This is a genomic window from Synechococcus sp. A10-1-5-9 (assembly GCF_047716785.1).
Lineage (GTDB): Bacteria > Cyanobacteriota > Cyanobacteriia > PCC-6307 > Cyanobiaceae > Synechococcus_C.
In genome coordinates this window covers 2,341,195-2,361,541 of sequence record NZ_CP180406.1, presented here as the reverse complement: position 1 = coordinate 2,361,541, position 20,347 = coordinate 2,341,195, and the positions used below count along the sequence as shown (strand labels likewise).

General features: G+C 58.8%; 25 protein-coding genes and 1 tRNA gene. 14 read left to right on the top strand and 12 right to left on the bottom strand.

Going from position 1 to position 20,347, the window contains the following annotated elements:
* Nucleotides 1–74 precede the first annotated feature (74 nt).
* The 3 genes from ACLM45_RS12435 to serA form a co-directional block, all read right to left on the bottom strand.
* The gene (locus ACLM45_RS12435) at nt 75–374 is read right to left on the bottom strand and encodes a ferredoxin (protein WP_006043345.1); all 300 of its coding nucleotides are present in this window, start codon (nt 372–374) and stop codon (nt 75–77) included.
* 141 nt (nt 375–515) lie between these two features.
* The gene (gene prmA / locus ACLM45_RS12430; RefSeq protein WP_415409561.1) at nt 516–1,409 is read right to left on the bottom strand and encodes a 50S ribosomal protein L11 methyltransferase; all 894 of its coding nucleotides are present in this window, start codon (nt 1,407–1,409) and stop codon (nt 516–518) included.
* A complete protein-coding gene (gene serA / locus ACLM45_RS12425; protein WP_006043343.1) occupies nt 1,409–2,995 on the bottom strand; it encodes a phosphoglycerate dehydrogenase in 1,587 nt (528 codons plus the stop codon). Before serA ends, prmA begins: the two co-directional genes overlap by 1 nt.
* Before the next feature lie 137 nt (nt 2,996–3,132).
* Between serA and ACLM45_RS12420 the strand changes: the two genes are divergently transcribed.
* From ACLM45_RS12420 to ACLM45_RS12395, 6 genes are all read left to right on the top strand, one after another.
* Nucleotides 3,133–3,663 (top strand): hypothetical protein, encoded by a 531-nt coding sequence (locus ACLM45_RS12420; RefSeq protein ID WP_415409560.1) that lies wholly within the window; start codon nt 3,133–3,135, stop codon nt 3,661–3,663.
* Complete coding sequence (locus tag ACLM45_RS12415) at nt 3,660–4,439, top strand: photosystem II S4 domain protein (protein ID WP_415409559.1); 780 nt, start codon at nt 3,660–3,662, stop codon at nt 4,437–4,439. Before ACLM45_RS12420 ends, ACLM45_RS12415 begins: the two co-directional genes overlap by 4 nt.
* Before the next feature lie 74 nt (nt 4,440–4,513).
* Nucleotides 4,514–4,585, top strand: a tRNA-Val gene (locus tag ACLM45_RS12410).
* A 28-nt stretch (nt 4,586–4,613) separates the two neighbouring features.
* On the top strand, nt 4,614–6,002 hold the full coding sequence (murD, locus tag ACLM45_RS12405; protein ID WP_415409558.1) for a UDP-N-acetylmuramoyl-L-alanine--D-glutamate ligase: 1,389 nt from the start codon (nt 4,614–4,616) through the stop codon (nt 6,000–6,002).
* Between the two features lie 38 nt (nt 6,003–6,040).
* A complete protein-coding gene (locus ACLM45_RS12400; RefSeq protein ID WP_415409557.1) occupies nt 6,041–6,487 on the top strand; it encodes an EVE domain-containing protein in 447 nt (148 codons plus the stop codon).
* Nucleotides 6,471–7,244, top strand: a complete 774-nt coding sequence (locus ACLM45_RS12395; RefSeq protein ID WP_006043338.1) for a hypothetical protein — start codon at nt 6,471–6,473, stop codon at nt 7,242–7,244. The genes ACLM45_RS12400 and ACLM45_RS12395 overlap by 17 nt, the downstream gene beginning before the upstream one ends.
* Here ACLM45_RS12395 and ACLM45_RS12390 read toward each other — a convergent pair.
* From ACLM45_RS12390 to ACLM45_RS12375, 4 genes are all read right to left on the bottom strand, one after another.
* Nucleotides 7,196–7,477, bottom strand: coding sequence for a DUF2811 domain-containing protein (locus ACLM45_RS12390; RefSeq protein ID WP_415411432.1), 282 nt, complete (start codon nt 7,475–7,477; stop codon nt 7,196–7,198). The two genes, ACLM45_RS12395 and ACLM45_RS12390, sit on opposite strands and share 49 nt — an antisense overlap.
* Before the next feature lie 298 nt (nt 7,478–7,775).
* The gene (locus ACLM45_RS12385; RefSeq protein WP_006043335.1) at nt 7,776–8,165 is read right to left on the bottom strand and encodes a DUF1818 family protein; all 390 of its coding nucleotides are present in this window, start codon (nt 8,163–8,165) and stop codon (nt 7,776–7,778) included.
* On the bottom strand, nt 8,162–8,389 hold the full coding sequence (locus tag ACLM45_RS12380; RefSeq protein WP_006043334.1) for a DNA-directed RNA polymerase subunit omega: 228 nt from the start codon (nt 8,387–8,389) through the stop codon (nt 8,162–8,164). Before ACLM45_RS12380 ends, ACLM45_RS12385 begins: the two co-directional genes overlap by 4 nt.
* A 25-nt stretch (nt 8,390–8,414) precedes the next feature.
* The gene (locus ACLM45_RS12375) at nt 8,415–8,699 is read right to left on the bottom strand and encodes a hypothetical protein (protein ID WP_006043333.1); all 285 of its coding nucleotides are present in this window, start codon (nt 8,697–8,699) and stop codon (nt 8,415–8,417) included.
* A gap of 39 nt (nt 8,700–8,738) precedes the next feature.
* On the opposite strand from ACLM45_RS12375, the gene ACLM45_RS12370 reads away from it, so the two are divergent.
* The 3 genes from ACLM45_RS12370 (at nt 8,739) to ACLM45_RS12360 (ending at nt 11,570) form a co-directional block, all read left to right on the top strand.
* Nucleotides 8,739–10,367, top strand: coding sequence for an Hsp70 family protein (locus ACLM45_RS12370; RefSeq protein WP_415409556.1), 1,629 nt, complete (start codon nt 8,739–8,741; stop codon nt 10,365–10,367).
* Nucleotides 10,368–10,472: 105 nt separating this feature from the next.
* Nucleotides 10,473–11,318, top strand: coding sequence for a hypothetical protein (locus ACLM45_RS12365; RefSeq protein WP_415409555.1), 846 nt, complete (start codon nt 10,473–10,475; stop codon nt 11,316–11,318).
* A 30-nt stretch (nt 11,319–11,348) separates the two neighbouring features.
* Nucleotides 11,349–11,570, top strand: coding sequence for a ferredoxin-thioredoxin reductase variable chain (locus ACLM45_RS12360; RefSeq protein WP_006043330.1), 222 nt, complete (start codon nt 11,349–11,351; stop codon nt 11,568–11,570).
* Here ACLM45_RS12360 and pyrR read toward each other — a convergent pair.
* A complete protein-coding gene (gene pyrR / locus ACLM45_RS12355) occupies nt 11,555–12,115 on the bottom strand; it encodes a bifunctional pyr operon transcriptional regulator/uracil phosphoribosyltransferase PyrR (protein ID WP_415409554.1) in 561 nt (186 codons plus the stop codon). The genes ACLM45_RS12360 and pyrR overlap by 16 nt on opposite strands.
* Before the next feature lie 153 nt (nt 12,116–12,268).
* Here pyrR and gpmI point away from each other — a divergent pair, with 153 nt between their 5' ends.
* Both gpmI and secG read left to right on the top strand, forming a co-directional pair.
* Nucleotides 12,269–13,900: a 2,3-bisphosphoglycerate-independent phosphoglycerate mutase gene (gene gpmI / locus ACLM45_RS12350; protein WP_415409553.1), complete on the top strand. Its 1,632-nt coding sequence runs from the start codon at nt 12,269–12,271 to the stop codon at nt 13,898–13,900.
* A gap of 24 nt (nt 13,901–13,924) precedes the next feature.
* Nucleotides 13,925–14,155, top strand: coding sequence for a preprotein translocase subunit SecG (gene secG, locus ACLM45_RS12345; protein WP_006043327.1), 231 nt, complete (start codon nt 13,925–13,927; stop codon nt 14,153–14,155).
* On the opposite strand, the gene ACLM45_RS12340 is transcribed toward secG, so the two are convergent.
* The 3 genes from ACLM45_RS12340 to groES form a co-directional block, all read right to left on the bottom strand.
* Nucleotides 14,156–14,431 carry a hypothetical protein gene (locus ACLM45_RS12340; protein WP_415409552.1) on the bottom strand — a complete coding sequence of 92 codons (276 nt, stop codon included), beginning with the start codon at nt 14,429–14,431 and terminating at the stop codon, nt 14,156–14,158.
* A gap of 133 nt (nt 14,432–14,564) precedes the next feature.
* On the bottom strand, nt 14,565–16,199 hold the full coding sequence (gene groL, locus ACLM45_RS12335; protein WP_006043325.1) for a chaperonin GroEL: 1,635 nt from the start codon (nt 16,197–16,199) through the stop codon (nt 14,565–14,567).
* 88 nt (nt 16,200–16,287) lie between these two features.
* The gene (gene groES, locus ACLM45_RS12330; RefSeq protein ID WP_006043324.1) at nt 16,288–16,599 is read right to left on the bottom strand and encodes a co-chaperone GroES; all 312 of its coding nucleotides are present in this window, start codon (nt 16,597–16,599) and stop codon (nt 16,288–16,290) included.
* Between the two features lie 217 nt (nt 16,600–16,816).
* On the opposite strand from groES, the gene atpD reads away from it, so the two are divergent.
* Both atpD and atpC read left to right on the top strand, forming a co-directional pair.
* A complete protein-coding gene (gene atpD / locus ACLM45_RS12325; RefSeq protein ID WP_006043322.1) occupies nt 16,817–18,280 on the top strand; it encodes a F0F1 ATP synthase subunit beta in 1,464 nt (487 codons plus the stop codon).
* Between the two features lie 82 nt (nt 18,281–18,362).
* Nucleotides 18,363–18,776 carry an ATP synthase F1 subunit epsilon gene (gene atpC / locus ACLM45_RS12320; RefSeq protein WP_415409551.1) on the top strand — a complete coding sequence of 138 codons (414 nt, stop codon included), beginning with the start codon at nt 18,363–18,365 and terminating at the stop codon, nt 18,774–18,776.
* A gap of 125 nt (nt 18,777–18,901) precedes the next feature.
* Here atpC and ACLM45_RS12315 read toward each other — a convergent pair whose 3' ends face one another.
* Nucleotides 18,902–19,405, bottom strand: coding sequence for a 30S ribosomal protein PSRP-3 (locus ACLM45_RS12315; protein ID WP_006043320.1), 504 nt, complete (start codon nt 19,403–19,405; stop codon nt 18,902–18,904).
* A 64-nt stretch (nt 19,406–19,469) separates the two neighbouring features.
* Between ACLM45_RS12315 and ACLM45_RS12310 the strand changes: the two genes are divergently transcribed.
* A complete protein-coding gene (locus ACLM45_RS12310) occupies nt 19,470–20,243 on the top strand; it encodes a TIGR01548 family HAD-type hydrolase (protein WP_415411431.1) in 774 nt (257 codons plus the stop codon).
* Nucleotides 20,244–20,347: the final 104 nt, after the last annotated feature.

The window sequence follows — 20,347 nt, the reverse complement described above, 5'->3', positions numbered from 1 at the left end:
TGCCAACAAAAAGCCACCCCTGGGGGGTGGCGAATGACTCTCTGGTTAGAGAGAGCTGATGATTGCGGAGATGCTCAATAGAGCTCTTCTTCTGCGTGGGTCTTGATGGTGCAATCAGAAGTGGGGTATGCCACGCAGGTCAGAACGAAACCAGCTTCGATCTGGTCGTCGTCCAGGAAGCTCTGATCCGACTGATCAACGGTGCCAGCGGTGATTTTGCCAGCACAGGTGGAGCAGGCGCCGGCGCGGCAGGAGTAGGGCAGGTCGATGCCCTGCTCTTCAGCGGCATCGAGGATGTACTGATCGTCGGGTACTTCGATGGTCTTGTTGAGACCTTCGCTCTCGCTGACCAGAGTGACCTTGTAAGAAGCCATGGATGGATGAAGTGTGCAGAGACCCGAATCAATCGGACTCGCAGGACCGCACCCTTCTACATCGGACAGGCCTCCACCCACACACTTCAACCGAGCATTGGGAGCAAGGCCAATCAAAGCCGGTGCTTGCATAAGCCCTGCTTATGAGGCTTGCCGGCGAATCTCCAGGAGTCCCCAGCGACCCTGGCTGCCCAGGGCCTGCACAGACCAGCCCAGCACCTCGAGCACATCTGTCAGGCGCGGAGCCTGCTCCACAAGAAGACCACTGAGGAGTCCACGCCCCTTTGCGCTGAGGATGGATTGAAAGCCTGGCGCCAAGGCCTCGATCACCGGCGCCAGGATGTTGCAGAGCAGAAGATCAGCAGGCCTGCCATCAAGCAGAGTCTCCAAAGTTTCCAGAGACCCCTGACGGACGCTCAGAGCTTCGGAAGCAAGACCGTTGAGAGCAGCGTTATCGGAGGTGGCGCGTACGGCCAGAGAGTCGGTGTCGACTGCGATCACCTCATGGGCTCCCAAGCCGAGGGCGGCAAGACCGAGCACACCGCTGCCGCAGCCGAGATCAGCCACCCGCAGCCCCCGTGGAGGAGCGGCTTCAAGAGCTTCCAAGCACAAGCGTGTTGTTGGGTGGCTTCCAGTACCGAAGGCACTCCCTGGATCCATCTTCAACACGAGACGCTGAGCATGCTCCTCGGGAACGCTGAGCCAGGCCGGAAGGATGAGGAGCTCGTTCCCCACAGGATCCGGCTGCCAGTGCTGCTTCCAGCTGCGGCTCCAGTCTTCATCAGCCAGCTCGTCCCATTGCGGAACAGCGAGCTGAAGGCCGAACGTTTCAGCCATCGGAGAGAGACTTCCGATCAGTTGAAGACGCTGATCTTCAGTCCATTCGTGGGCAGGAAGCCAGGCCAGAAGCGTGCGTTGATCAGGAGCCTCAGGGGCATGCTGAACCGCCACCCGGTGCAGTCCCATAGCCGTGAGCTTCCAGAGGAGAGATTCCTCCAGCTCTGGTTGCAGGGGCAGAGACAGGCGCCACCACATCACAGCGTGACGGGGTGAGCTTCCTGGATCCCATTGATGCCGTGGATCGTGGCCAGCAAGGCGGGCGGAATTGGATCGTCGATGCTCAGAACCATCACCGCATCACCGCGCACGATCCGACGCCCCACTTGCATGGACGCAATGTTCACGTTGTGCTCACCCAGCAATGAACCCAGGTGCCCGATGATCCCAGGCATATCTCGGTGGCGGGTAAACAACATGTGACGGCTTGGGGGCACGTTCACAGGGAACTCATCGATGTTGGTCACCCGCAGCTCACCATCCGCGAACACAGCCCCGGTCACGCTGTGCCCTCCCTGACCGCCTCGGGTGGACAGCTGGAGCGAACCACCGGCAAAATCGCGGCTGGCGTCATCCTTGACCTCCAGCACGTGAATGCCGCGCCCTTTGGCCTCCAGAGAGGCATTCACGTAGTTGATGCGATCGCCGAGAGCACTGGTCAGCAGACCCTTCAGCGCTGCCACCACCAGAGGCTGTGAGGGATGGAGCGCAAATTCACCCTGAAGCCTCACCTCAAGCTCTTGAACCTGCCCGCCACTGAGCTGACTCACTAGCAGTCCAAGCGTCTCAGCGAGCTGGAGATGGGGCTTGAGCCGCTCCATGATCTCCGCGCTCAGCCCAGGGATATTCACAGCGCTGCGCGCCGGAAGACCGAGCAGCACATCACGAATCTGCTCTGCCACATCCGTCGCCACATTTTCCTGCGCTTCCTCAGTGGAAGCGCCGAGGTGAGGAGTCAGGACCAATCCGCGTTCCACGGTCCTCAACGGAGAATCCTCTGCCAGAGGTTCTGAGGCATACACATCCAGTCCTGCTCCGGCGATGACTCCGTTCTCGATCGCTTCGGCCAAAGCCGCCTCATCCACAATTCCGCCTCTGGCGCAGTTCACGATGCGGGACGTGGACTTCATCGAGCGGAGCAGCTCAGCATTGACGAGGTTTTCGGTATCCGGCGTGCGGGGGATATGCAGCGTGATGTAGTCGGCCTGACGGAACAGATCCTCGAGCGTGGTGAGTCGCACCTGCATCTGCTGGGCGCGATCGGCAGAAATGAAGGGATCGAAGGCGATTACCTCCATTCCCATCGCCTTGGCGACCCGAGCCACATGGGAGCCAATCTTTCCAAGACCGACAACGCCGAGGACCTTCTTGTAGAGCTCATTTCCCACGTACTTCTTGCGGTCCCAGGCACCGGAGCGCATGGAGCCATGGGCCTGGGGCACATGGCGCGACAGTGACAGAAGCAGCGCGAGGGCATGCTCAGCCGCCGCGATTGTGTTGCCTTCGGGTGAGTTAACAACAAGCACGCCGCGCTGGGTCGCAGCGGGAACATCCACGTTGTCAACACCCACGCCAGCCCGGCCGATAATGCGCAGGCGATCAGCAGCAGCGATCACATCCGCAGTCACCTGTGTGCCAGAGCGGATCATCAGGGCGTCGTATTCACCGATCACGGCCTTCAGCTCCTCGGCCGACAGGCCCGTTCGCTGATCCACCTGAGCCACCTGCCCGAGGATGTCGATCCCCGCCTGATCAATGGGGTCTGAAACGAGAACTTTGGTCATCCAGCGGCGTGAAAAAGCCGCTATCCACTCTAGAGATTGATCCGATTGCCCCATGGGGCCTTGCAGATCACCCTGCGTCGCAGACTCCTGATTCGGTCTCGAACCATGGAGAATGAGTCGGCGCACCGAGTCCGTCCATGCCCGTCTGTGTCCTGGTGCTCAATGAACGTGACGCCGCTGAAAGCCTGGTGACATCATTGCGGGATGCAGGCACCCATCTGCTGCGGGTGGCCCTGGTGGCCCCTGACGCTGAACCCACCTCGTCCGGAGGCCTCACAGCTGAGCGCATCGACGACGTCGACCTTTTGAATCCGAGCCTGGCCAGAAACCGGCGTCAGCGTTCCATGTCGCGCTGGCTGATGCCCTTTGGTTTCCTGGCAGGAGCAACGTTTACCCAGATCACAACGCTGGACACCTTTGCCCGCTTCGGAACGATTGGAGAAGTGGTAATTGGCGGACTGCTTGGTCTTGGATCCGGTCTGATGGGCAGCTATGCCGCTGCGGCAAGCGTTCCATCTGACAATGAGGACGGGGTGCGGATTCTGCGCAACCGTCACAAAGAGAATTCGTGGCTACTCCTGCTCGAGACCAGGCCAGGCGTTGAGCTTCCCTGGACTCTCGTCCAGAAGGTCCGCCCGCAGCAGGTCGTGCGACTCAGCGAGTTATGACGCTTCCAAGAGATGCGCTCCTCGCTGGCTCCGACCATCGACCAGTGATGGCTCGGCTACTCGATCAGGCTGAAGAGGTGCTGCGCACCTGGCAACCGAGTTGGAGTCCATTTCTCAGTGGCCCTGAACTGGAGGATGCAGGAAAGCTCGAAGCCCTCTCGGAGCTACGGATGGTGCGCGATGGAGGACGGGAAGGTGCCGAGCGCTGCCGACTTCAGCTGAGCCGCAGCGACCAGGAGACGAACTCGGAATCAGCCCCGCTATGTGGTCTCCGCCTGGAAGGCAACTTTCTCTTTGACCGCGCTGAACCCGATGACATGCGCCAAGCGCTGATGTGTCTTGATGTGAGCGCTGATGCCATCGGTGATCTCTGGCTACGGGGTGACCGGGGAGCGCAAGCCGTCTGTACACCAGAAGCCGGGGAGCATCTCAACGGATTGACCGGACAGGTCCGCGATGTGCCGCTTCTGCTGGAAACGGTTCCTCTCGAAGCCCTGCAGTGGCCAGCCAGACGAACCCCGCGGCTCCTTCGCAGTGTGGAGGCGTCATGCCGTCTAGATGCCATCGCCTCAGCGGGCTTCGGACTCTCCCGTTCCAAAGTGACGCGCGAGATCAAGGATGGACGTCTCAGGCTGAATTGGGGGGCGATCCGTCAGGCCAGTCGAGACCTCAAGGTGGGCGATCAACTGCAACTTCAAGACAGAGGAAGCGTGGAGGTGCTGAGCCTGACGCTGACTAAGCGAGAGCGATGGAGAGTCGAAATGATGCGCCGATGAGCTGCTAACTTCTTTTTCACCCGGTGGACTTCGATCCAACCGATCACCGCAGATTCTCTGAAGGGTGACAATCCGGGCGATTAGCTCAGAGGTAGAGCACTACCTTGACACGGTAGGAGTCACTGGTTCGATTCCAGTATCGCCCATTTCCCTTGGCGGGAGAGGAGTTTCCTTATGTCACGGTCGGTGGTCGTGGGCCTGGGGCGTTCCGGATCAGGTGCGGCTCGGCTGCTGCAGGCTCAGGGGTACGACGTCGTCGTGCTCGAAAGCGGTGATGAACCAGCGTTGCGAGACAAAGCCCATGCCCTGCGCCAACAGAACATCACCATCCAACTGGGATGCCCTCTGGAGCTCGACAGCTTCACCCCCTGGCTCGACAGTGCCGGGGAGGTGGTGATCAGTCCTGGAATTGCCTGGGATCACCACACCCTCCATGCCCTTCGTGCCCATGGCTTCCGGGTCCGAGGTGAGATGTCTGTGGCCTGGGATGCCCTCCGAGGCATCCCCTGGATTGGCATCACCGGAACCAACGGCAAAACCACGGTGACTCATCTTCTCCAGCACGTACTGGCCCATGCCGGACTGGAAGCGCCCATGGCCGGCAACGTGGGGTATTCAGCAGCCGAACTGGCCCTCGAAGTCCTGCAAGGAACCAGGCCCAAGCCCGACTGGGTGGTGATGGAGATGAGCAGCTACCAGATCGAAGCTGCTGCGGAGGTATCTCCACGCATCGGAATCTGGACAACCCTCACTCCTGATCACCTCGAACGGCACGGAACCATCGAGGCTTACCGGGCCATCAAGCGAGGGCTCCTGGAACGTTCAGAGATCCCCGTCTTGAATGCAGATGACGCTGACATCCGCCAACACTGCGGCCACTGGTCGCAGTCCTGCATTCGCTGGGTGTCCTGCAGAGATCACAGCCCAGAGGAGGGAAACCCCCAGCTCACCGTGAACGCGCAGGGCTGGGTCAGCCGTGGCGAGCAACATCTTTTTCCTGCCGATTCCTTGCCCCTCCCCGGCGAGCACAACCGTCAGAACATGCTGTTGGTGACTGCTGCTGCTCTGGCAGCGGGGGTTTCCGCCTCGACCATCGAGGCGGCACTGCGCTGCTTCACTGGAGTACCGCACAGGCTCGAACCTCTGGGATCCGTTGGCGGCATTCCCGTGTTCAACGACAGCAAGGCCACGAATTACGACGCCGCAGCAGTGGGTTTGCGATCAGTGCAGGCGCCTGTGGTTCTCCTGGCAGGTGGTCAGACGAAGAAGGGCGATGCAGTCCCATGGTTGAAACTCATCCAGTCCCAGGTCGCAGGCGTGGTGCTGTTTGGAGAAGGAGCCGGGGAGCTCGCCGATCTGATCGAGACCTCTGGCTTCGCAGGTCCAATGATTCATTGCGCCGACCTGAACTCTGCAGTGTCGCAGGCTCTGAGCCTTGCCAGGAACTGCCAGGCCAACAGCGTGCTGCTGTCACCGGCCTGTGCGAGTTTCGACCAATACCCGAACTTCGAGGCCAGAGGCGATCATTTCCGGCAGTTAATCAATGCAGTAAAAGATCTCTAGGCTGCTGAAAACTTTCAAGAAACGTGGCCTACTGGTTGATGAAAAGTGAGCCCGATGTGTACGGGATTGACCATCTCCAACAGGAGCACTCCACCCTTTGGGATGGAATTCGCAATTACCAGGCCCGCAATTTCATGCGCACGATGGCTATCGGTGATCAGGCTTTTTTTTATCACTCGAACTGCAAACCCCCTGGAATCATTGGCCTGATGGAGGTCACCGAAACGGGTCTTATTGATCCCACCCAGTTCGATCCTTCCTCCAAATATCACGATCCAGCCTCAACACGGGAAAAGCCCCGCTGGGACTGCGTCCGTCTCGCCTACATAGGCCGTTTTCAACGCCTTTTAAGCCTCGATGAGCTACGCCAGGATTACCAACCCGAAGAACTTGCCGTGGTGAAGCGTGGCAATCGGCTGTCGATCCTCCCTGTCGACGAGCCCATCGCTCACGATCTGCTGAAGCGACTTGGCCCTCTCCAGTGATCCTCGTCAGGCGTCCAGCTTGGAGCGCTTGCCGCTAACCACCATCATTCCGAGAGCCTGGATCGGGTTCGGGAAAGCCCCTTGGCAATGCGTCGGGCTCACCGCACTCGCCCTGATCGTCCTGACCGGTCTTGGCGTCCTGGCTCAGGATCTTCAGGAGAGCGGGAGCAAAGGTCTCGAAATGACGGGTAATGCTTTGCTACTACTGACCATCCCTGCATCCCTCGGCCCGCTGGTGTCGCTGCTGCGACTGGCCGATCAGCTTCTGCCGACGGGTGCTGGATCCGAAGCGGAGGCGAGTCCCGGCGAGAGGCGATCTCTCCGCTGGCTATTGCGCCAAACCACAGCGCTCGTACTGCTCGAGGGGGTCGTACTCATTGGTGGCTTGAATGTGACCCGCCTCCTCAGCAGGCTCATTGCGTCCCACAGCGGAGTTCTATCCACAGCGGTTCTGGTCTTCGGACTCCTGGCGCTGGCGGCCTGGGCCCTCAGCCAGATCCTGGCCCTTCCGTTGCTGGTGCATCACGGGCATCGACCACTAGCGGCGATGGAGCACAGCCGGAAAATTGTTCAAGCCAACCGCATCAAGGTGCTTGCCCTGCTGGGGCTTCTTCTAGGCGTCAACCTGATTGGCCTGATGGGCGCCTGCCTGGGACTTCTGCTGAGCATTCCGCTCTCAGCCCTGCTCCTGATGGCAAGCTGCCGGACTCAGACCCCTTGGGACAGGGATTCACGCCGAAACATGCTTCCCACATAAAGGCGGGTGATCTCGCGGGACTCGACACCGTTCTGAATCAAAAAACCGGCGATTGCAGCCTGGACAAGGCGGTACTGATCCCAGTTGGGACAACGCTCAATAAACCCAACCATGGCCTGCTGCAGCGGCTGGGGCAGCTCCGTCTGAAAACTCACAACACTGGACTCAACTGATTCAGTCGACACAGCAACCGGGCTGTCAACAGTGGTCGCAACGTTGTCGATTACCTGCATCCAATTCCATTCGAATGACACCAGTTCTCCACATGAACGACACCCTGTCAAGGCATCGCGTTTTAACGAATCTCAGCAGCTCTCTTGATGAGACTTGAGCAACAGAGTGCTTTCCCAGCCGGCGATTCCCACGATCGAGACACAGCGAACCAACAACGCTCATCGTCAACCCGAAAGAACAAATTCTCAGGTGTTTTCCACAAGCCAAGACCACAACGCCATTTTCTCGGATCCTCCTGTGGAAAACTCCCGAGAGACGGTGGGAAAGCCTCGGGGAAATCAGTGGAATCCCCATTGATCAGCTCAGCTGATCAATGGGGATGTCCCACAGGGATCTCAGAGTCGCAGCCGCCGCAGCTGCCGCAGGAGCTGGCCAGAAGACCTCCACCCCCCGACTCTCGGAGTTGGCAGAGCTGAGAATCAACCGCAACGACCATGCATGGCAATCCCCCTCAAGACACCCCCACCAGGGATTGCGATCAAGCTCGAGCGTGATCTCCTCCTCCGCCATCAGCTGTCCCTGCAGCGCAGCATGGTTGTCGACAAGGTCTGAAATCAGAGAGGCCAACGCGCCGGCCTCATCTTCAGTGAGCTCTACTGCCCAGGTATCACCACCAATCAAAACGCTGAAGGGACAGCGCTGAGGATCCCTGGCCAGCCTCCAGCCAGAACCCTCCTGCTGAATCATCCCGGAAGGAGATCGGGCTGATCCTGCTCATCACTGAGCTCAACGATGGCCCGCTGTACAGGCTTCACGCTGGATTCTTCGAGCAACCCATCGAAATCGTCAAAACGACGCTGCTTGGCACGAAACGCAATGCGAACCGTGGTCAGGTAGCGGTTGCTGGACTGACGGATCAGGCTTTCTCCTCTCTTGGCGAGATCCTGATGGTCAACACCTGCCGTGAGCATGCCCTTTCCCTGTTAATTGCCAACTCTAAGTGAACATGTCGCTGTGAAATGGAATATGCATCGGGTAGCAGCGCTGAGGTCTGCCCGGTACACGCAGCACGATCTGACGCCCGAGTCCCATGGCCACAAGCGGACGACGCAGATGACTGAGCAATGCACTCACCTCTTCGAGATGACCGGCGTCAACACACTCCACGCGGATGGTGCCCCAGCTACGGGACATACGACAGTCCCGCAGGGGTTCCAGCTCTGCCTCAATCTCTGGATCTTCCCGATAAAAGGAGAACACCAGTCGACGCAACCGATCCATTACTAATCTCCGTAGCCTCGTCGTTCTTCCAACCTGCCCATGGGGATGGCGAAACCCCTCGCTGGCGAACAAAACCTTTATCTTTCCCAACGCGGAACCCTGGCGATCGATCTGGGGAACACCACCACCGTGGTGGCATTTCAAGCCTGCGATAGCCCTCACATCCAACTGCTCGACCTCGCGCCGATCAGCCGCGAATCAGGGGCAGTCCCCTCCATGCTCTGGCTTGAAGATCGCGAATCCACCGGTGCTCTCGTGGGGCGCCAAGTGATTGAAAGTGGTCTCGGCCACCGCGATGCCCCCCAGCTTCACCGGGACTTCAAGCGCTTGATTGGCCAACCGGCTCCGCCGGAATGGCGCCAGCGGCTTAGTCCTGATCAGGCGGGGGCTCGCCTGCTTCAAGAAATCTGCAAGCGCATTCCCCAGGATCTGACCATCGAGCGCCTCGTGCTCACCGCACCGGTCGAGACCGACGCGCCTTACCGGCAGTGGCTGTTGGATGCCTGTGCTCCGCTGCGGATTCCTGAAATCGCACTGGTGGATGAACCGACGGCGGCAGCCCTCGGTGCTGGGTTACCCGCTGGAGCGAAAATGCTCGTTGTTGACCTTGGTGGTGGCACGCTCGATCTGTCGCTGGTGGCTCTGGAAGGAGGCGAAGGTCGCGCCGCCCCCCTGGCGCAGCTTCTGCGATTCCGGAGCCGAAACCTCAGAGAAAGCCGCCAGACCCTCCGCCAGGCACGTGTTCTCGGCAAAGCTGGTATCAATCTGGGAGGGAGAGATCTCGACCGATGGATCCTTGACGCGCTCCAGCCGCAAGGCCTCCCATCCAGTGGGAATGGTTTAACTGCGCTTCTCGATGCGGCAGAACGGCTCAAATGCCGGCTTTCAAGCACCGAGATCAACGACGACGAAGAGCTGACGGAACTAGCCAGCAGTCCAGAGCTGGCGACCCCCACGCCCCTGCGGATGAACCGCAGGCGGTTTAGTGAACTGTTGAAGGAACGCGGACTGTTTGAACTCCTGGAGGATCTTCTTCAACGGACTCTGCGCGCTGCCGAGGTTCACGGCTGTCGCCGCAGCGACCTTCACGCTGTTGTGGTGGTGGGTGGAGGTGCACATCTTCCTCAGCTAAGGACATGGCTCACCGCCGTTATGAGCCCAATCCCACTTCGCACGCCTCCTCCGATGGAAGCCGTTGCCAGCGGAGCCCTAAGCCTCACACCAGGCGTGCAGATCCTCGATCTTCTGCAAAGGGGCATCTCATTGCGCTGCTGGGACCGGCGCAGCAACCGACATCACTGGCATCCGCTCTTTATGGCAGGCCAGCCCTGGCCATCCAGCCAACCCTTTGAGCTGGTGTTGAGTGCCAGTGCTGTCGATCAAACCACCATCGAGTTCGTGCTCGGAGAGCCTCAGCTGGACACGCGCCATGAAGTGAGACTGATCGATGGACTTCCCCAGGTTGTCGAACGCAACCCTGGAGCAGCAGAGGTCAGGGCATGCCCTTCACCTCACTACAAGCTCATGCTCAACCCTCCGGCTCAGCCTGGAGAGGATTGCCTGAAACTGCGCTTTCGCATCGATGAGCATGCAGATCTGATCATGGAGGGTGAAGATTTACGCACTGGCTCCCATCTGAATTCGATCAACCTTGGAACCATTCGGTGATACGAAAAGGGCGAAGATCGAGGCACTGGCTCCCATCTGAACTCGATCAACCTTGGACTTCTGCGCCAATGCGACAAGATGGGTTGATTCAACAATGAGTGTTCCTTGGCGCTCAGACGCCCCCTCCCCCGCTTCTGGCTGATCGCCACGCTGGGTTGTGTGGCCATTCTCTGTGGCACCGCGTATTGGTGGGAGCGACAACTTCCCCAACGTCTCAGGGACGCTGCCAAAGCTGGCGACCTGGAAGCCTGCCTGCGCTACGGAGAGCAATTGGCTGCGTTGCGCTGGTTAGGGAATGAGGCCCCATTGGAACAGGCTGTCTGCAGACGGCGCCAGGCACAGATCATGTGGAACGCCGGAGACACAAGCAAGGCACTGGAACTTCAAGCGCAACTTGTGAATTCAACAGTCGGCACCAAGGCCCAGCAAGCTGCCGATCGCAAGCAGCTTCAGGATTGGCGCCGTGAGGTGCGTGACAAGGCTTTGTCCCAGTTCCGTGCCGGAGACCTCAACAAGGCTCTAGCCACCCTGTCAATTTTGGAGGCCAGGGGGCAACGGACTGGAGCCCAACTCAGCGACAGCTTGAAAGAGACCTGGAATCGCAATCGCATAGATCACGAGCGACTGCAGGAACGTGTGCGGCGGCGGCAATGGTGGGAAGCCTTGAGTGCGCTGAATCAACTGGACCATCCCTGGTGGCAGCGTCATGCCCTGCCGCTCCGACGTCAGATAGAGACTGCTATCAAAGATCTTCGCGATCAGCAAAGTCATACCAGTCATGGTGATCTGCCAGATCACACCGTGGACACGGAGCGTTTGAACGATGCCGTTGAACAACGCATTAGCGAGGGCATGGATCCCTGGAGCGCTTTCGTTGCAGGGTGTTCAGATCTAGGCGGTGTCCTCGTGGAGGAAGGGCCTGAAAGCCTCTGCAAAGCGAAGGGGCCGTGAGACAATTCGCCCCATTGGATTCGTGACTTCATGCAGCCTGGTGACAAGGTCGTCGTCGCCTCATCAGTGGTGGTCTACAACCATCCGGAACATCGGGGCACATCCTTCGATCTCCAGGGCAGTGAGGGAGAGGTGGTGACCGTGCTGACGGAATGGAAAGGGCGCCCGATCAGCCCGACCCTTCCTGTAATCGTGGCCTTCGGTCGCTACAAGGCCCATTTCCGCAGTGACGAACTTCAGGTTGCGTCCTGAGTTCTGCGCAGGAAAACCCCCTCTTCACCATCCACGTCGAGCAGACGCAGTTCGATCGTTTCACTGCGACGCGTTGGAACCATTCGCCCGCAGAAATCAGGCTGGATGGGCAGTTCTCGATGCCCGCGATCCACCAGCACCAACAGCAGAACTCTGCGGGGCCGTCCCCAGGCCTGAATGGCTTCAAGGGCAGCCCTCACCGTGCGACCGGTAAAAATCACGTCATCAACGAGCACCACCTCACGCCCCTCAACACTCACGGGAAGGTCTGTGCCTGTCATTGGTCGCATAGCGACCCGCTCCAGATCGTCCCTGTGAAAAGTGGGATCCAGGGTTCCCCTTGCCACTGGGCGGCCGACCTGCTCTTCCAGCGAACGCGCTAAAACCGAGGCCAGCTGCACTCCACGAGTGGGGATCCCAAGAAGGACAAGATCATCAAGCCCTCCAACGCTCTCAAGCACTTGAGAGGCGAGGCGCATCAACGTTCTCCTCAGTTCATCGGAAGAGAGAATCTCGATTCGTTCGCCCTGAGTGCCCAACCCCATGGCTTAAGCCCCTCTAAGAGAGTCGATTTTATGCAGTTTTCACAGCGCAGAGTCCGAGAAAGCTGACCTTTCCGCTGGGTACGGTTCACCTCGGGGAGGATCTAGAGGTACCTTGTGATTCTAGAGATGTTCTTAAGAAGGGAGTATCGCTGAGTGAACGCTGTTGATCGCCTGGCTGGACATCACAAACAGAGGCTGTCTGTTGCCCCTGTGGTCCTGGCGATCCTGGATGGTTGGGGAGATTGTGACGGCAGCGACTTCAACGCCATCCGATCCGCAGAAACTCCTGTGATGGATGCACTGAAGCATGCATACCCGAACACGTTGATCCAGGCCAGCGGCTCCCACGTGGGACTGCCTGACGGGCAGATGGGAAATTCCGAGGTCGGCCACTTGACCATCGGTGCAGGGCGAATCATCCGTCAGGAACTCGTGCGCATCGGAGATACGGTTCGCACCAATCAACTTCCAGCAGTGCCAGCACTCAGATCTCTGGCTGAGCGCTTGCGTGAGTCCGGTCGAACCCTTCACTTGTTCGGGCTCTGTTCCGATGGTGGCGTCCACAGCCACGTTGATCACCTCTGCGGCCTTCTGCGCTGGGCTGCAGCAGAAGGTATTCAGACCGTGGCTATTCATGCAATCACGGATGGACGAGACACTCCTAGACAGAGCGCACCGCGTTATATCCACGCGATTGAAGAAGCCATGCAGGCAAGCGGAATCGGTGAGATTGTCAGTCTTTGTGGTCGTTACTGGGCCATGGACCGCGACCAACGCTGGGAGAGAACCTCACGCGCCCATAGCCTTCTGACCGACCCAGAATTTCCTGTCAGCACGGAATCCCCCACCGCTGTGCTCGAGGCAAGTTACGCCGCTGGAACCACCGATGAGTTCCTCGAGCCGACGCGACTAAGCGCTTGCCATGTCCAGGAGGGGGATTCGCTACTGATGTTCAATTTCCGGCCCGACCGCGCCCGTCAGATCATTCAGAGCCTCACCCTTGAAGACTTTGAGGGCTTTTCTCGTCCACACCATCCAAAGCTAGATGTCGTCACCTTTACCCAGTACGAAAGCGGGCTACCTGTGAAGGTCGCCTTCCCTCCAGAATCCCTCGACGACCTTCTCGGCCAGGTGGTTGCTGCCGACGGGCTCAAGCAATACCGCACGGCAGAGACCGAGAAATATCCCCATGTGACTTATTTCATGAATGGCGGCATCGAGCAGCCCCTCGAAGGAGAAGACCGCCATCTGGTTCCATCTCCGCGTGTCGCCACCTACGACCAGGCTCCAGCCATGGCAGCGGAAACACTCACAGACAGTTGCATTGCCGCGATCGAAACGGGTGTCTATTCCCTGGTGGTCATCAACTACGCCAATCCCGACATGGTGGGACACACAGGAGTAATGGAGGCTGCCACCAAGGCGATCGAGACCGTGGACCACTGCATTGGTCGCCTGCTTGATGCGGTGGGTCGTGCGGGTGGCACGTTAATGATCACCGCCGATCATGGCAATGCTGAATGCATGCGCGGTGATGACGGACAAGCCTGGACAGCACACACAACAAACCCTGTCCCAGTCATTCTCGTTGAAGGTGAGAAGCGCAAGATGGTCGGCATGGGCAATTCCCTGCGTTTACGTAACGAAGGGGGCCTGGCAGACATAGCCCCAACATTGCTTCAGCTTCTAGGCCTCGAAAAACCGGATGCCATGACAGGTCACAGCTTGATCGAAGCCATTGATACGGCAGCTCCATCAACGGCAAGATTGCCCCAACCCGTCTGACCCGAGCAGCCATAGGATCAAACCATGATTACAACCGTTCTTTCCTGGATCTGGATCAGCAGCGGGCTGCTGCTCATTCTTTTTGTTCTACTTCACAGCCCCAAGGGTGATGGCATGGGAGGTCTGGCGGCCAGTGGCAGCTCCACATTCACGAGCTCAAGCAGCGCAGAGGCAACGCTCAACCGCATCACTTGGACCACGCTGGCAGTCTTTCTCACGTTGGCCATCATCCTCAGCGCTGGCTGGTTGAAATGATCAATCCCCGTCGATGACCTGCATCGGGTTCACCGACTCTCTGATCATGTTCACTCCACTCTCAATGGTGCGCTGTGTCGGGTTGTTCACTTTGATAATGATGAACAGTGCCCAACCAACAATCAGGGAGTTGAGCAAGACATCGAGAATGATTCCGATCGCGATGTCTCCCCCGTTATAAAGAATCACTAGGTTGTGCCAGTCCTCTCCACGCACAAAAGAGTTGAGGGCATTGCCATTTTTCGGAAGAAGAACTCTGTGAATTCGCGCAATCAACGACGGAGGTTCATCACAAGCCAACAACTCTCTGGTAACAAAGCTCGCAGCTACACACAAAAAGACCCCCGCTGAAGCAGGGGTCTTGAGGTTGAACAGAACCGATCGCGCTTGATGAACTGATTCGTGCTGATCAGTAGTCGAAGTCGCCACCACCCATGCCGCCGCCGGCAGGTGCTGCTTCCTTCTTCTCGGGAAGATCCGCCACGATGCATTCGGTAGTGAGCACCATTCCAGCGATTGATGCCGCGTTCTGCAGACCGGAACGTGTCACTTTGGCAGGATCAACGATGCCTGCAGCAAGCATGTCGACATACTCGCCATTGGCAGCGTTGTAGCCCTCGTTGAAGGACTTGGCCTTCACGTTCTCGGCAACGACAGCACCGTTGACACCGGCATTCTCAGCGATGCGCATCAGTGGGGCGGTCAGAGCCGCAGCCACGATGTTGGCACCGATCAGTTCTTCACCGCTGAGCGTGGACGAGGCCCACTGCTCAAGGGCGGGAGCCAGATGAGCCAGGGTGGTACCGCCACCAGGAACGATGCCCTCCTCAACCGCAGCCTTGGTGGCATTGATGGCGTCCTCGAGACGAAGCTTCTTGTCCTTCATCTCAGTTTCGGTGGCTGCACCCACCTTCACCACGGCGACACCGCCAGCCAGCTTGGCCAGACGCTCCTGCAGCTTCTCCTTGTCGTAGGTGGACTCGGTTTCGTCCATCTGCTTCTTGATCTGCTCGCAGCGGGCCTTCACGGCCACTTCATTGCCCTCAGCAACGATCGTGGTGGTGTCCTTGTTGATCGTCACGCGGCGGGCAGTGCCCAGCATCTCGATCTTGGCGTTCTCGAGCTTGAGGCCGGCGTCCTCAGTAATCAGCTGACCGTTGGTCAACACAGCCATGTCTTCGAGCATGGCCTTACGGCGGTCACCGAAGCCAGGAGCCTTCACGGCAGCAACGTTCAGCACACCACGAAGACGGTTCACCACCAGGGTGGCCAGAGCTTCCTTCTCGATGTCCTCAGCAATGATCAGCAGAGGCTTGCCAGTGCGGGCAATCTGTTCCAGCACCGGAACAAGATCCTGCACCAGGCCGATCTTCTTATCGGTGAGCAGGATGTAAGGCTCATCCAGCACCGCTTCCATGCGCTCGGTGTCGGTGGCGAAGTAGGGAGAGATATAGCCCTTGTCGAAACGCATGCCCTCGGTGACCTCCAGTTCGGTGGTCATCGACTTGCCCTCCTCCAGGGAGATCACGCCTTCCTTACCGACCTTGTCCATGGCGTCGGCGATCATCCGACCCACTTCCTCATCGTTACCAGCGGAGATGGTGCCCACCTGAGCGATGGCGTTGCTGTCGCTGATCGGGTTGGCCTTGTTTTTGATCTCGGCCACGAGGAAATCGGAGGCCTTATCGATGCCTTTCTTCAGCGTGATGGCATTAGCTCCAGCAGCCACATTGCGCAAACCGGCCTTCACCATGGCGTGGGCCAGGACAGTGGCGGTAGTGGTGCCGTCACCGGCAGCGTCGTTCGTTTTGGAGGCGGCCTGACGGATCAAAGCAACACCTGTGTTCTCGATGTGATCCTCGAGCTCGATCTCTTTGGCGATGGTGACACCGTCATTGATGATCTGAGGGGCGCCGAACTTCTTTTCCAACACCACGTTGCGACCTTTAGGGCCGAGGGTGACGGCAACGGATTCAGCCAGGATGTCGATGCCTTTCTCGAGAGCGCGGCGTGCGTTCTCGTTGTAGATGATGCGCTTAGCCATGGGAGGCGATGTTTAAAGAGTTGGAATGATGATCAGCTTGTCTGGATCGCAGCTTCAAGGGCTGAAGGCGATTCCATTCGGCGCTGTCTCAGTTGACGACAGCCAGGATGTCCTTCTCGGACAGGAGCACATACTCGTCACTACCGAGTTTGATGTCGGTTCCGGCGTACTTGCTGTAGAGAACTTTGTCGCCGACGCCGACTTCAGGAGCTTGACGGGAGCCGTCATCGTTGGGTTTGCCGGGGCCAACCTGAACCACCTCACCCACTTGGGGCTTTTCCTTGGCGGTGTCAGGGAGAAGGATGCCACCAGCGGTCTTCTCCTCTGATTCGGAGACCTTGACGAACACACGATCGCCGAGAGGCTTGACGGTGGAGACGCTGAGAGAAACAGCTGCCATGGGGGACTTGCGGGAGCAGGGACAGGGCGCCGAAGCGCGAAAGCGACCCGAGCTGGCACTCAAGGTCACCGACTGCCAACCTATGCGCGCTTGTCTCCCTCAGACCACGAATTGAGTGTGCGGGTGACCGAACCCTTCGATCCCGCTCATTGCGGTGGTATCGTTGCGCCGCTCGAGAAGGGTGCGCACGTCGCGTCCCTCACACACCTCCTTTCCTATGGCCGCTGCTGCTCCCGCCTCCGCAGGTACCAATGGCGTTGTTCGCCAAGTCATTGGCCCGGTTCTGGACGTGGAATTTCCTGCCGGCAAGCTGCCCAAGATTCTCAACGCGCTCCGCATTGAAGGAACCAATACAGCAGGTCAACCAGTAGCCCTCACCGCAGAAGTGCAGCAGTTGCTGGGTGATCACCGTGTTCGTGCTGTGGCGATGAGCGGCACCGACGGCCTGGTCCGTGGCATGGAAGCCCTTGATACAGGCGCACCGATCAGCGTTCCAGTGGGTGAAGCCACCCTCGGACGCATCTTCAATGTCTTGGGCGAGCCTGTTGACGAACAGGGCCCTGTGAACGCCTCTGCGACAGCACCGATCCACCGTTCAGCCCCCAAGCTCACCGAGCTGGAAACTAAGCCCAAGGTTTTCGAAACCGGCATCAAGGTGATCGACCTCCTGGCTCCCTATCGCCAGGGTGGAAAAGTCGGCCTCTTCGGTGGTGCTGGCGTGGGTAAGACCGTTCTGATTCAGGAGCTCATCAACAACATCGCCAAAGAGCACGGTGGTGTTTCTGTTTTTGGCGGTGTGGGTGAGCGCACCCGTGAAGGCAACGACCTCTATGAGGAATTCAAGGACTCCGGCGTGATTAATGCCGAGGACCTGTCCAAGTCGAAAGTGGCTCTCTGCTACGGCCAGATGAACGAGCCCCCCGGTGCACGCATGCGCGTGGGTCTCTCTGCTCTGACCATGGCTGAGCATTTCCGCGACGTAAACAAGCAGGACGTGCTGCTGTTCGTGGACAACATCTTCCGCTTTGTCCAGGCCGGCTCTGAAGTATCCGCGCTGCTTGGCCGCATGCCGTCAGCTGTGGGTTACCAGCCCACCCTCGGCACCGATGTGGGTGAACTTCAAGAGCGCATCACGTCCACCCTCGAAGGCTCCATCACGTCGATTCAAGCGGTTTATGTGCCCGCTGACGACCTGACCGACCCAGCACCTGCCACCACGTTTGCTCACCTCGACGCCACCACGGTGTTGAGTCGCGGCCTGGCCTCCAAGGGCATCTATCCCGCTGTGGATCCTCTCGATTCCACAAGCACTATGCTTCAGCCCGCCGTTGTGGGCGAAGACCACTACAAGACAGCTCGCGCCGTGCAGTCCACCCTGCAGCGTTACAAGGAGCTTCAAGACATCATCGCCATTCTGGGTCTCGATGAGCTCTCAGAAGACGACCGTCGCATTGTGGATCGTGCCCGCAAGATTGAGAAATTCCTTTCACAGCCTTTCTTCGTGGCTGAGATCTTCACCGGCATGCCTGGTGTCTACGTGAAACTGGAAGAAACCATTTCCGGTTTCAACCAGATCCTGGCTGGTGATCTCGACCACCTCCCTGAACAGGCCTTCTACCTCGTCGGCAACATCGACCAGGTCAAAGCAAAGGCCGAGAAGATCGCGGCTGAAGCCAAGTGAGGAATTCGGGGACCAGCACTCGCTAAAGGTCCCCGAACCCTTGATCCAGATCTAACGCCCCGCCCCCAAGTTCTCCTTTTCCATGTCCCTCACCCTCCGCGTGCTGGCACCCGACCAGAGTGTGTTCGACGGTTCAGCTGATGAGGTGATTCTGCCAAGCACCACCGGTCAGCTTGGAATTCTCCCCGGCCACGTGTCCCTACTTGCAGCGATGGACGTAGGTGTCTTGCGTGTTCGTGCCGAAGGTGGCTGGAAGTCCATCGCCCTCATGGGTGGCTTCGCTGAAGTGGACGCCGATGATGTCACCGTTCTGGTGAATTCCGCTGAGCTCGGCAGTACCATTGACGCATCCAGTGCAGAATCAGACCTGCAGGCGGCAAGGAACGAAGTTTCCAAAATGGAAGGGCAGCCCGCTTCAGCCGACAAAGTGAAAGCGCAGCAAACCCTCGATCGTGCTCGCGCCCGCGTGCAGGCAGCAAAAAACCAGGATTCATGATCCTCATTCCATAAAATTCTTGACAAGCCGGGGTCCAAAAACCCCGGCTTTTTTGTGTTTGAACTACGAATCAAAAAACGACCTGCCTTGGCAGGTCGTTTGAAACACATCATTGGACCGCTGATTCACGCGGTACCGCAGAAGGTGACATCGGGGAACTTGAGCTTGGCATCTTCAAGGCTCTTACCTTTGCCTTCCTCTTGCCAATAATTGATCACCTCAGTGGCTTTGTTGAGCACTTCAACGCGCTCGTTGTCGGTGATCCAGGACTTCGCCTCCAACTCACCCTTCAGCGTCTCCCAGGCATCTTCACGAGGCCAGAAAAAATAAGACGTCAGAGGGCTCGGACCGCCACCCACGATCTGATCGACAGCCAAAGCCACGTTGTCAGGGAGCCAGAGAATCTTCAGAAGGAAGCGTCCTTCATCCGCCTTCGGTGTGTAGCCAGAAGGCACACCGTCGGCGTCGATGGTGGCGGAGGCCAGCGCAGCGCTTCCGCCCCGCATCACCGGACGGCCTTCCGTAGCCTCCTGAGCCTGCTCGGCCGCCGCAGTTTCAGGAGCCGATTCGACTGCTGGAGCTGCGGTCGCGACCTCCTGGTCGGCAGCAGCGCCTTCGGAAACCGTCATGGTGTCAGCGCTCAAGGATTAAGGACAAACAACTAACCTAACAGCCGCCTTCATTCGTCCCAACCTGAGCCTCCCCACTGCTCCTCGCCAGCTCCTGCTGTTCGATATTGACGGCGTGATTCGGGATGTCGCCGGAAGCTACCGCCGTGCTCTGCAAGCAACAGTTGAGCACTACAGCGGTTGGCGGCCGCTCCCCTCTGAAATTGACGCTCTCAAGGGAGAAGGACAATGGAACAACGATTGGGATGCCAGCATTGAATTGCTGAAACGGCACGGCTCGCCATTGCCGGAACGCCAGTCCCTGATCGATGTGTTCAGCGGTTTTTATTTCGGCGGCGATCCGGAAGCCTCACCCGAAACCTGGAGCGGGTACATCGGCGATGAGCCTCTTCTTGTGGATGCGTCCTTGTTTCAGAGCATTCACACGCTCGGTTGGTCTTGGGGGTTCGTGAGCGGTGCGGAACCTCCCTCCGCCCGCTTTGTGCTCGAGCAGCGCCTGGGTCTTGAAGCACCTCCTCTGATCGCCATGGGAGATGCCCCCGACAAACCAGATCCCACCGGACTGCTGCAGCTCAGTCACGACCTACTCACTGGCAGCGGAGCAACAACCGTGGCCTATCTAGGGGACACCGTGGCCGACATTCAAACCGTCATCCGAGCCAAAGCTGAGTGGCCGGGACGAACCTGGATCAGCCTGGCTGTCGCGCCTCCTCACCTGCACCATCAACCTGCTGAGCGCAGTGCCTACGAGCAGAGGTTGAAGGATGCCGGCGCTGACCACATCCTGACCAGCACCATGGCCGTCACTGATTGGCTGCGATCCACGGCACAGCACTGAAGGGATTGCCAACGCGTGGATTGTGAGCCCCTCAAGGCGTCCATAAACAGCCGATCGGCCCTGTCCTCCCCGTTCATGGAGATCAGCAAAGAGCTATCGACCCT

Coding starts and splice junctions, on each gene's coding strand:
- secG (WP_006043327.1), top strand. CDS start 13,925: ATGATTACAACCGTTCTTTCCTGGATCTGGATCAGCAGCGGGCTGCTG.
- ACLM45_RS12400 (WP_415409557.1), top strand. CDS start 6,041: ATGAAAAGTGAGCCCGATGTGTACGGGATTGACCATCTCCAACAGGAG.
- ACLM45_RS12380 (WP_006043334.1), bottom strand. CDS start 8,389: ATGCTCACGGCAGGTGTTGACCATCAGGATCTCGCCAAGAGAGGAGAA.
- ACLM45_RS12315 (WP_006043320.1), bottom strand. CDS start 19,405: ATGACGGTTTCCGAAGGCGCTGCTGCCGACCAGGAGGTCGCGACCGCA.
- ACLM45_RS12435 (WP_006043345.1), bottom strand. CDS start 374: ATGGCTTCTTACAAGGTCACTCTGGTCAGCGAGAGCGAAGGTCTCAAC.
- ACLM45_RS12420 (WP_415409560.1), top strand. CDS start 3,133: ATGCCCGTCTGTGTCCTGGTGCTCAATGAACGTGACGCCGCTGAAAGC.
- pyrR (WP_415409554.1), bottom strand. CDS start 12,115: ATGGGGTTGGGCACTCAGGGCGAACGAATCGAGATTCTCTCTTCCGAT.
- murD (WP_415409558.1), top strand. CDS start 4,614: ATGTCACGGTCGGTGGTCGTGGGCCTGGGGCGTTCCGGATCAGGTGCG.
- groL (WP_006043325.1), bottom strand. CDS start 16,199: ATGGCTAAGCGCATCATCTACAACGAGAACGCACGCCGCGCTCTCGAG.
- prmA (WP_415409561.1), bottom strand. CDS start 1,409: ATGTGGTGGCGCCTGTCTCTGCCCCTGCAACCAGAGCTGGAGGAATCT.
- atpC (WP_415409551.1), top strand. CDS start 18,363: ATGTCCCTCACCCTCCGCGTGCTGGCACCCGACCAGAGTGTGTTCGAC.
- atpD (WP_006043322.1), top strand. CDS start 16,817: ATGGCCGCTGCTGCTCCCGCCTCCGCAGGTACCAATGGCGTTGTTCGC.
- ACLM45_RS12390 (WP_415411432.1), bottom strand. CDS start 7,477: ATGCAGGTAATCGACAACGTTGCGACCACTGTTGACAGCCCGGTTGCT.
- groES (WP_006043324.1), bottom strand. CDS start 16,599: ATGGCAGCTGTTTCTCTCAGCGTCTCCACCGTCAAGCCTCTCGGCGAT.
- ACLM45_RS12415 (WP_415409559.1), top strand. CDS start 3,660: ATGACGCTTCCAAGAGATGCGCTCCTCGCTGGCTCCGACCATCGACCA.
- ACLM45_RS12375 (WP_006043333.1), bottom strand. CDS start 8,699: ATGGATCGGTTGCGTCGACTGGTGTTCTCCTTTTATCGGGAAGATCCA.
- ACLM45_RS12370 (WP_415409556.1), top strand. CDS start 8,739: ATGGGGATGGCGAAACCCCTCGCTGGCGAACAAAACCTTTATCTTTCC.
- ACLM45_RS12360 (WP_006043330.1), top strand. CDS start 11,349: ATGCAGCCTGGTGACAAGGTCGTCGTCGCCTCATCAGTGGTGGTCTAC.
- serA (WP_006043343.1), bottom strand. CDS start 2,995: ATGACCAAAGTTCTCGTTTCAGACCCCATTGATCAGGCGGGGATCGAC.
- ACLM45_RS12385 (WP_006043335.1), bottom strand. CDS start 8,165: ATGATTCAGCAGGAGGGTTCTGGCTGGAGGCTGGCCAGGGATCCTCAG.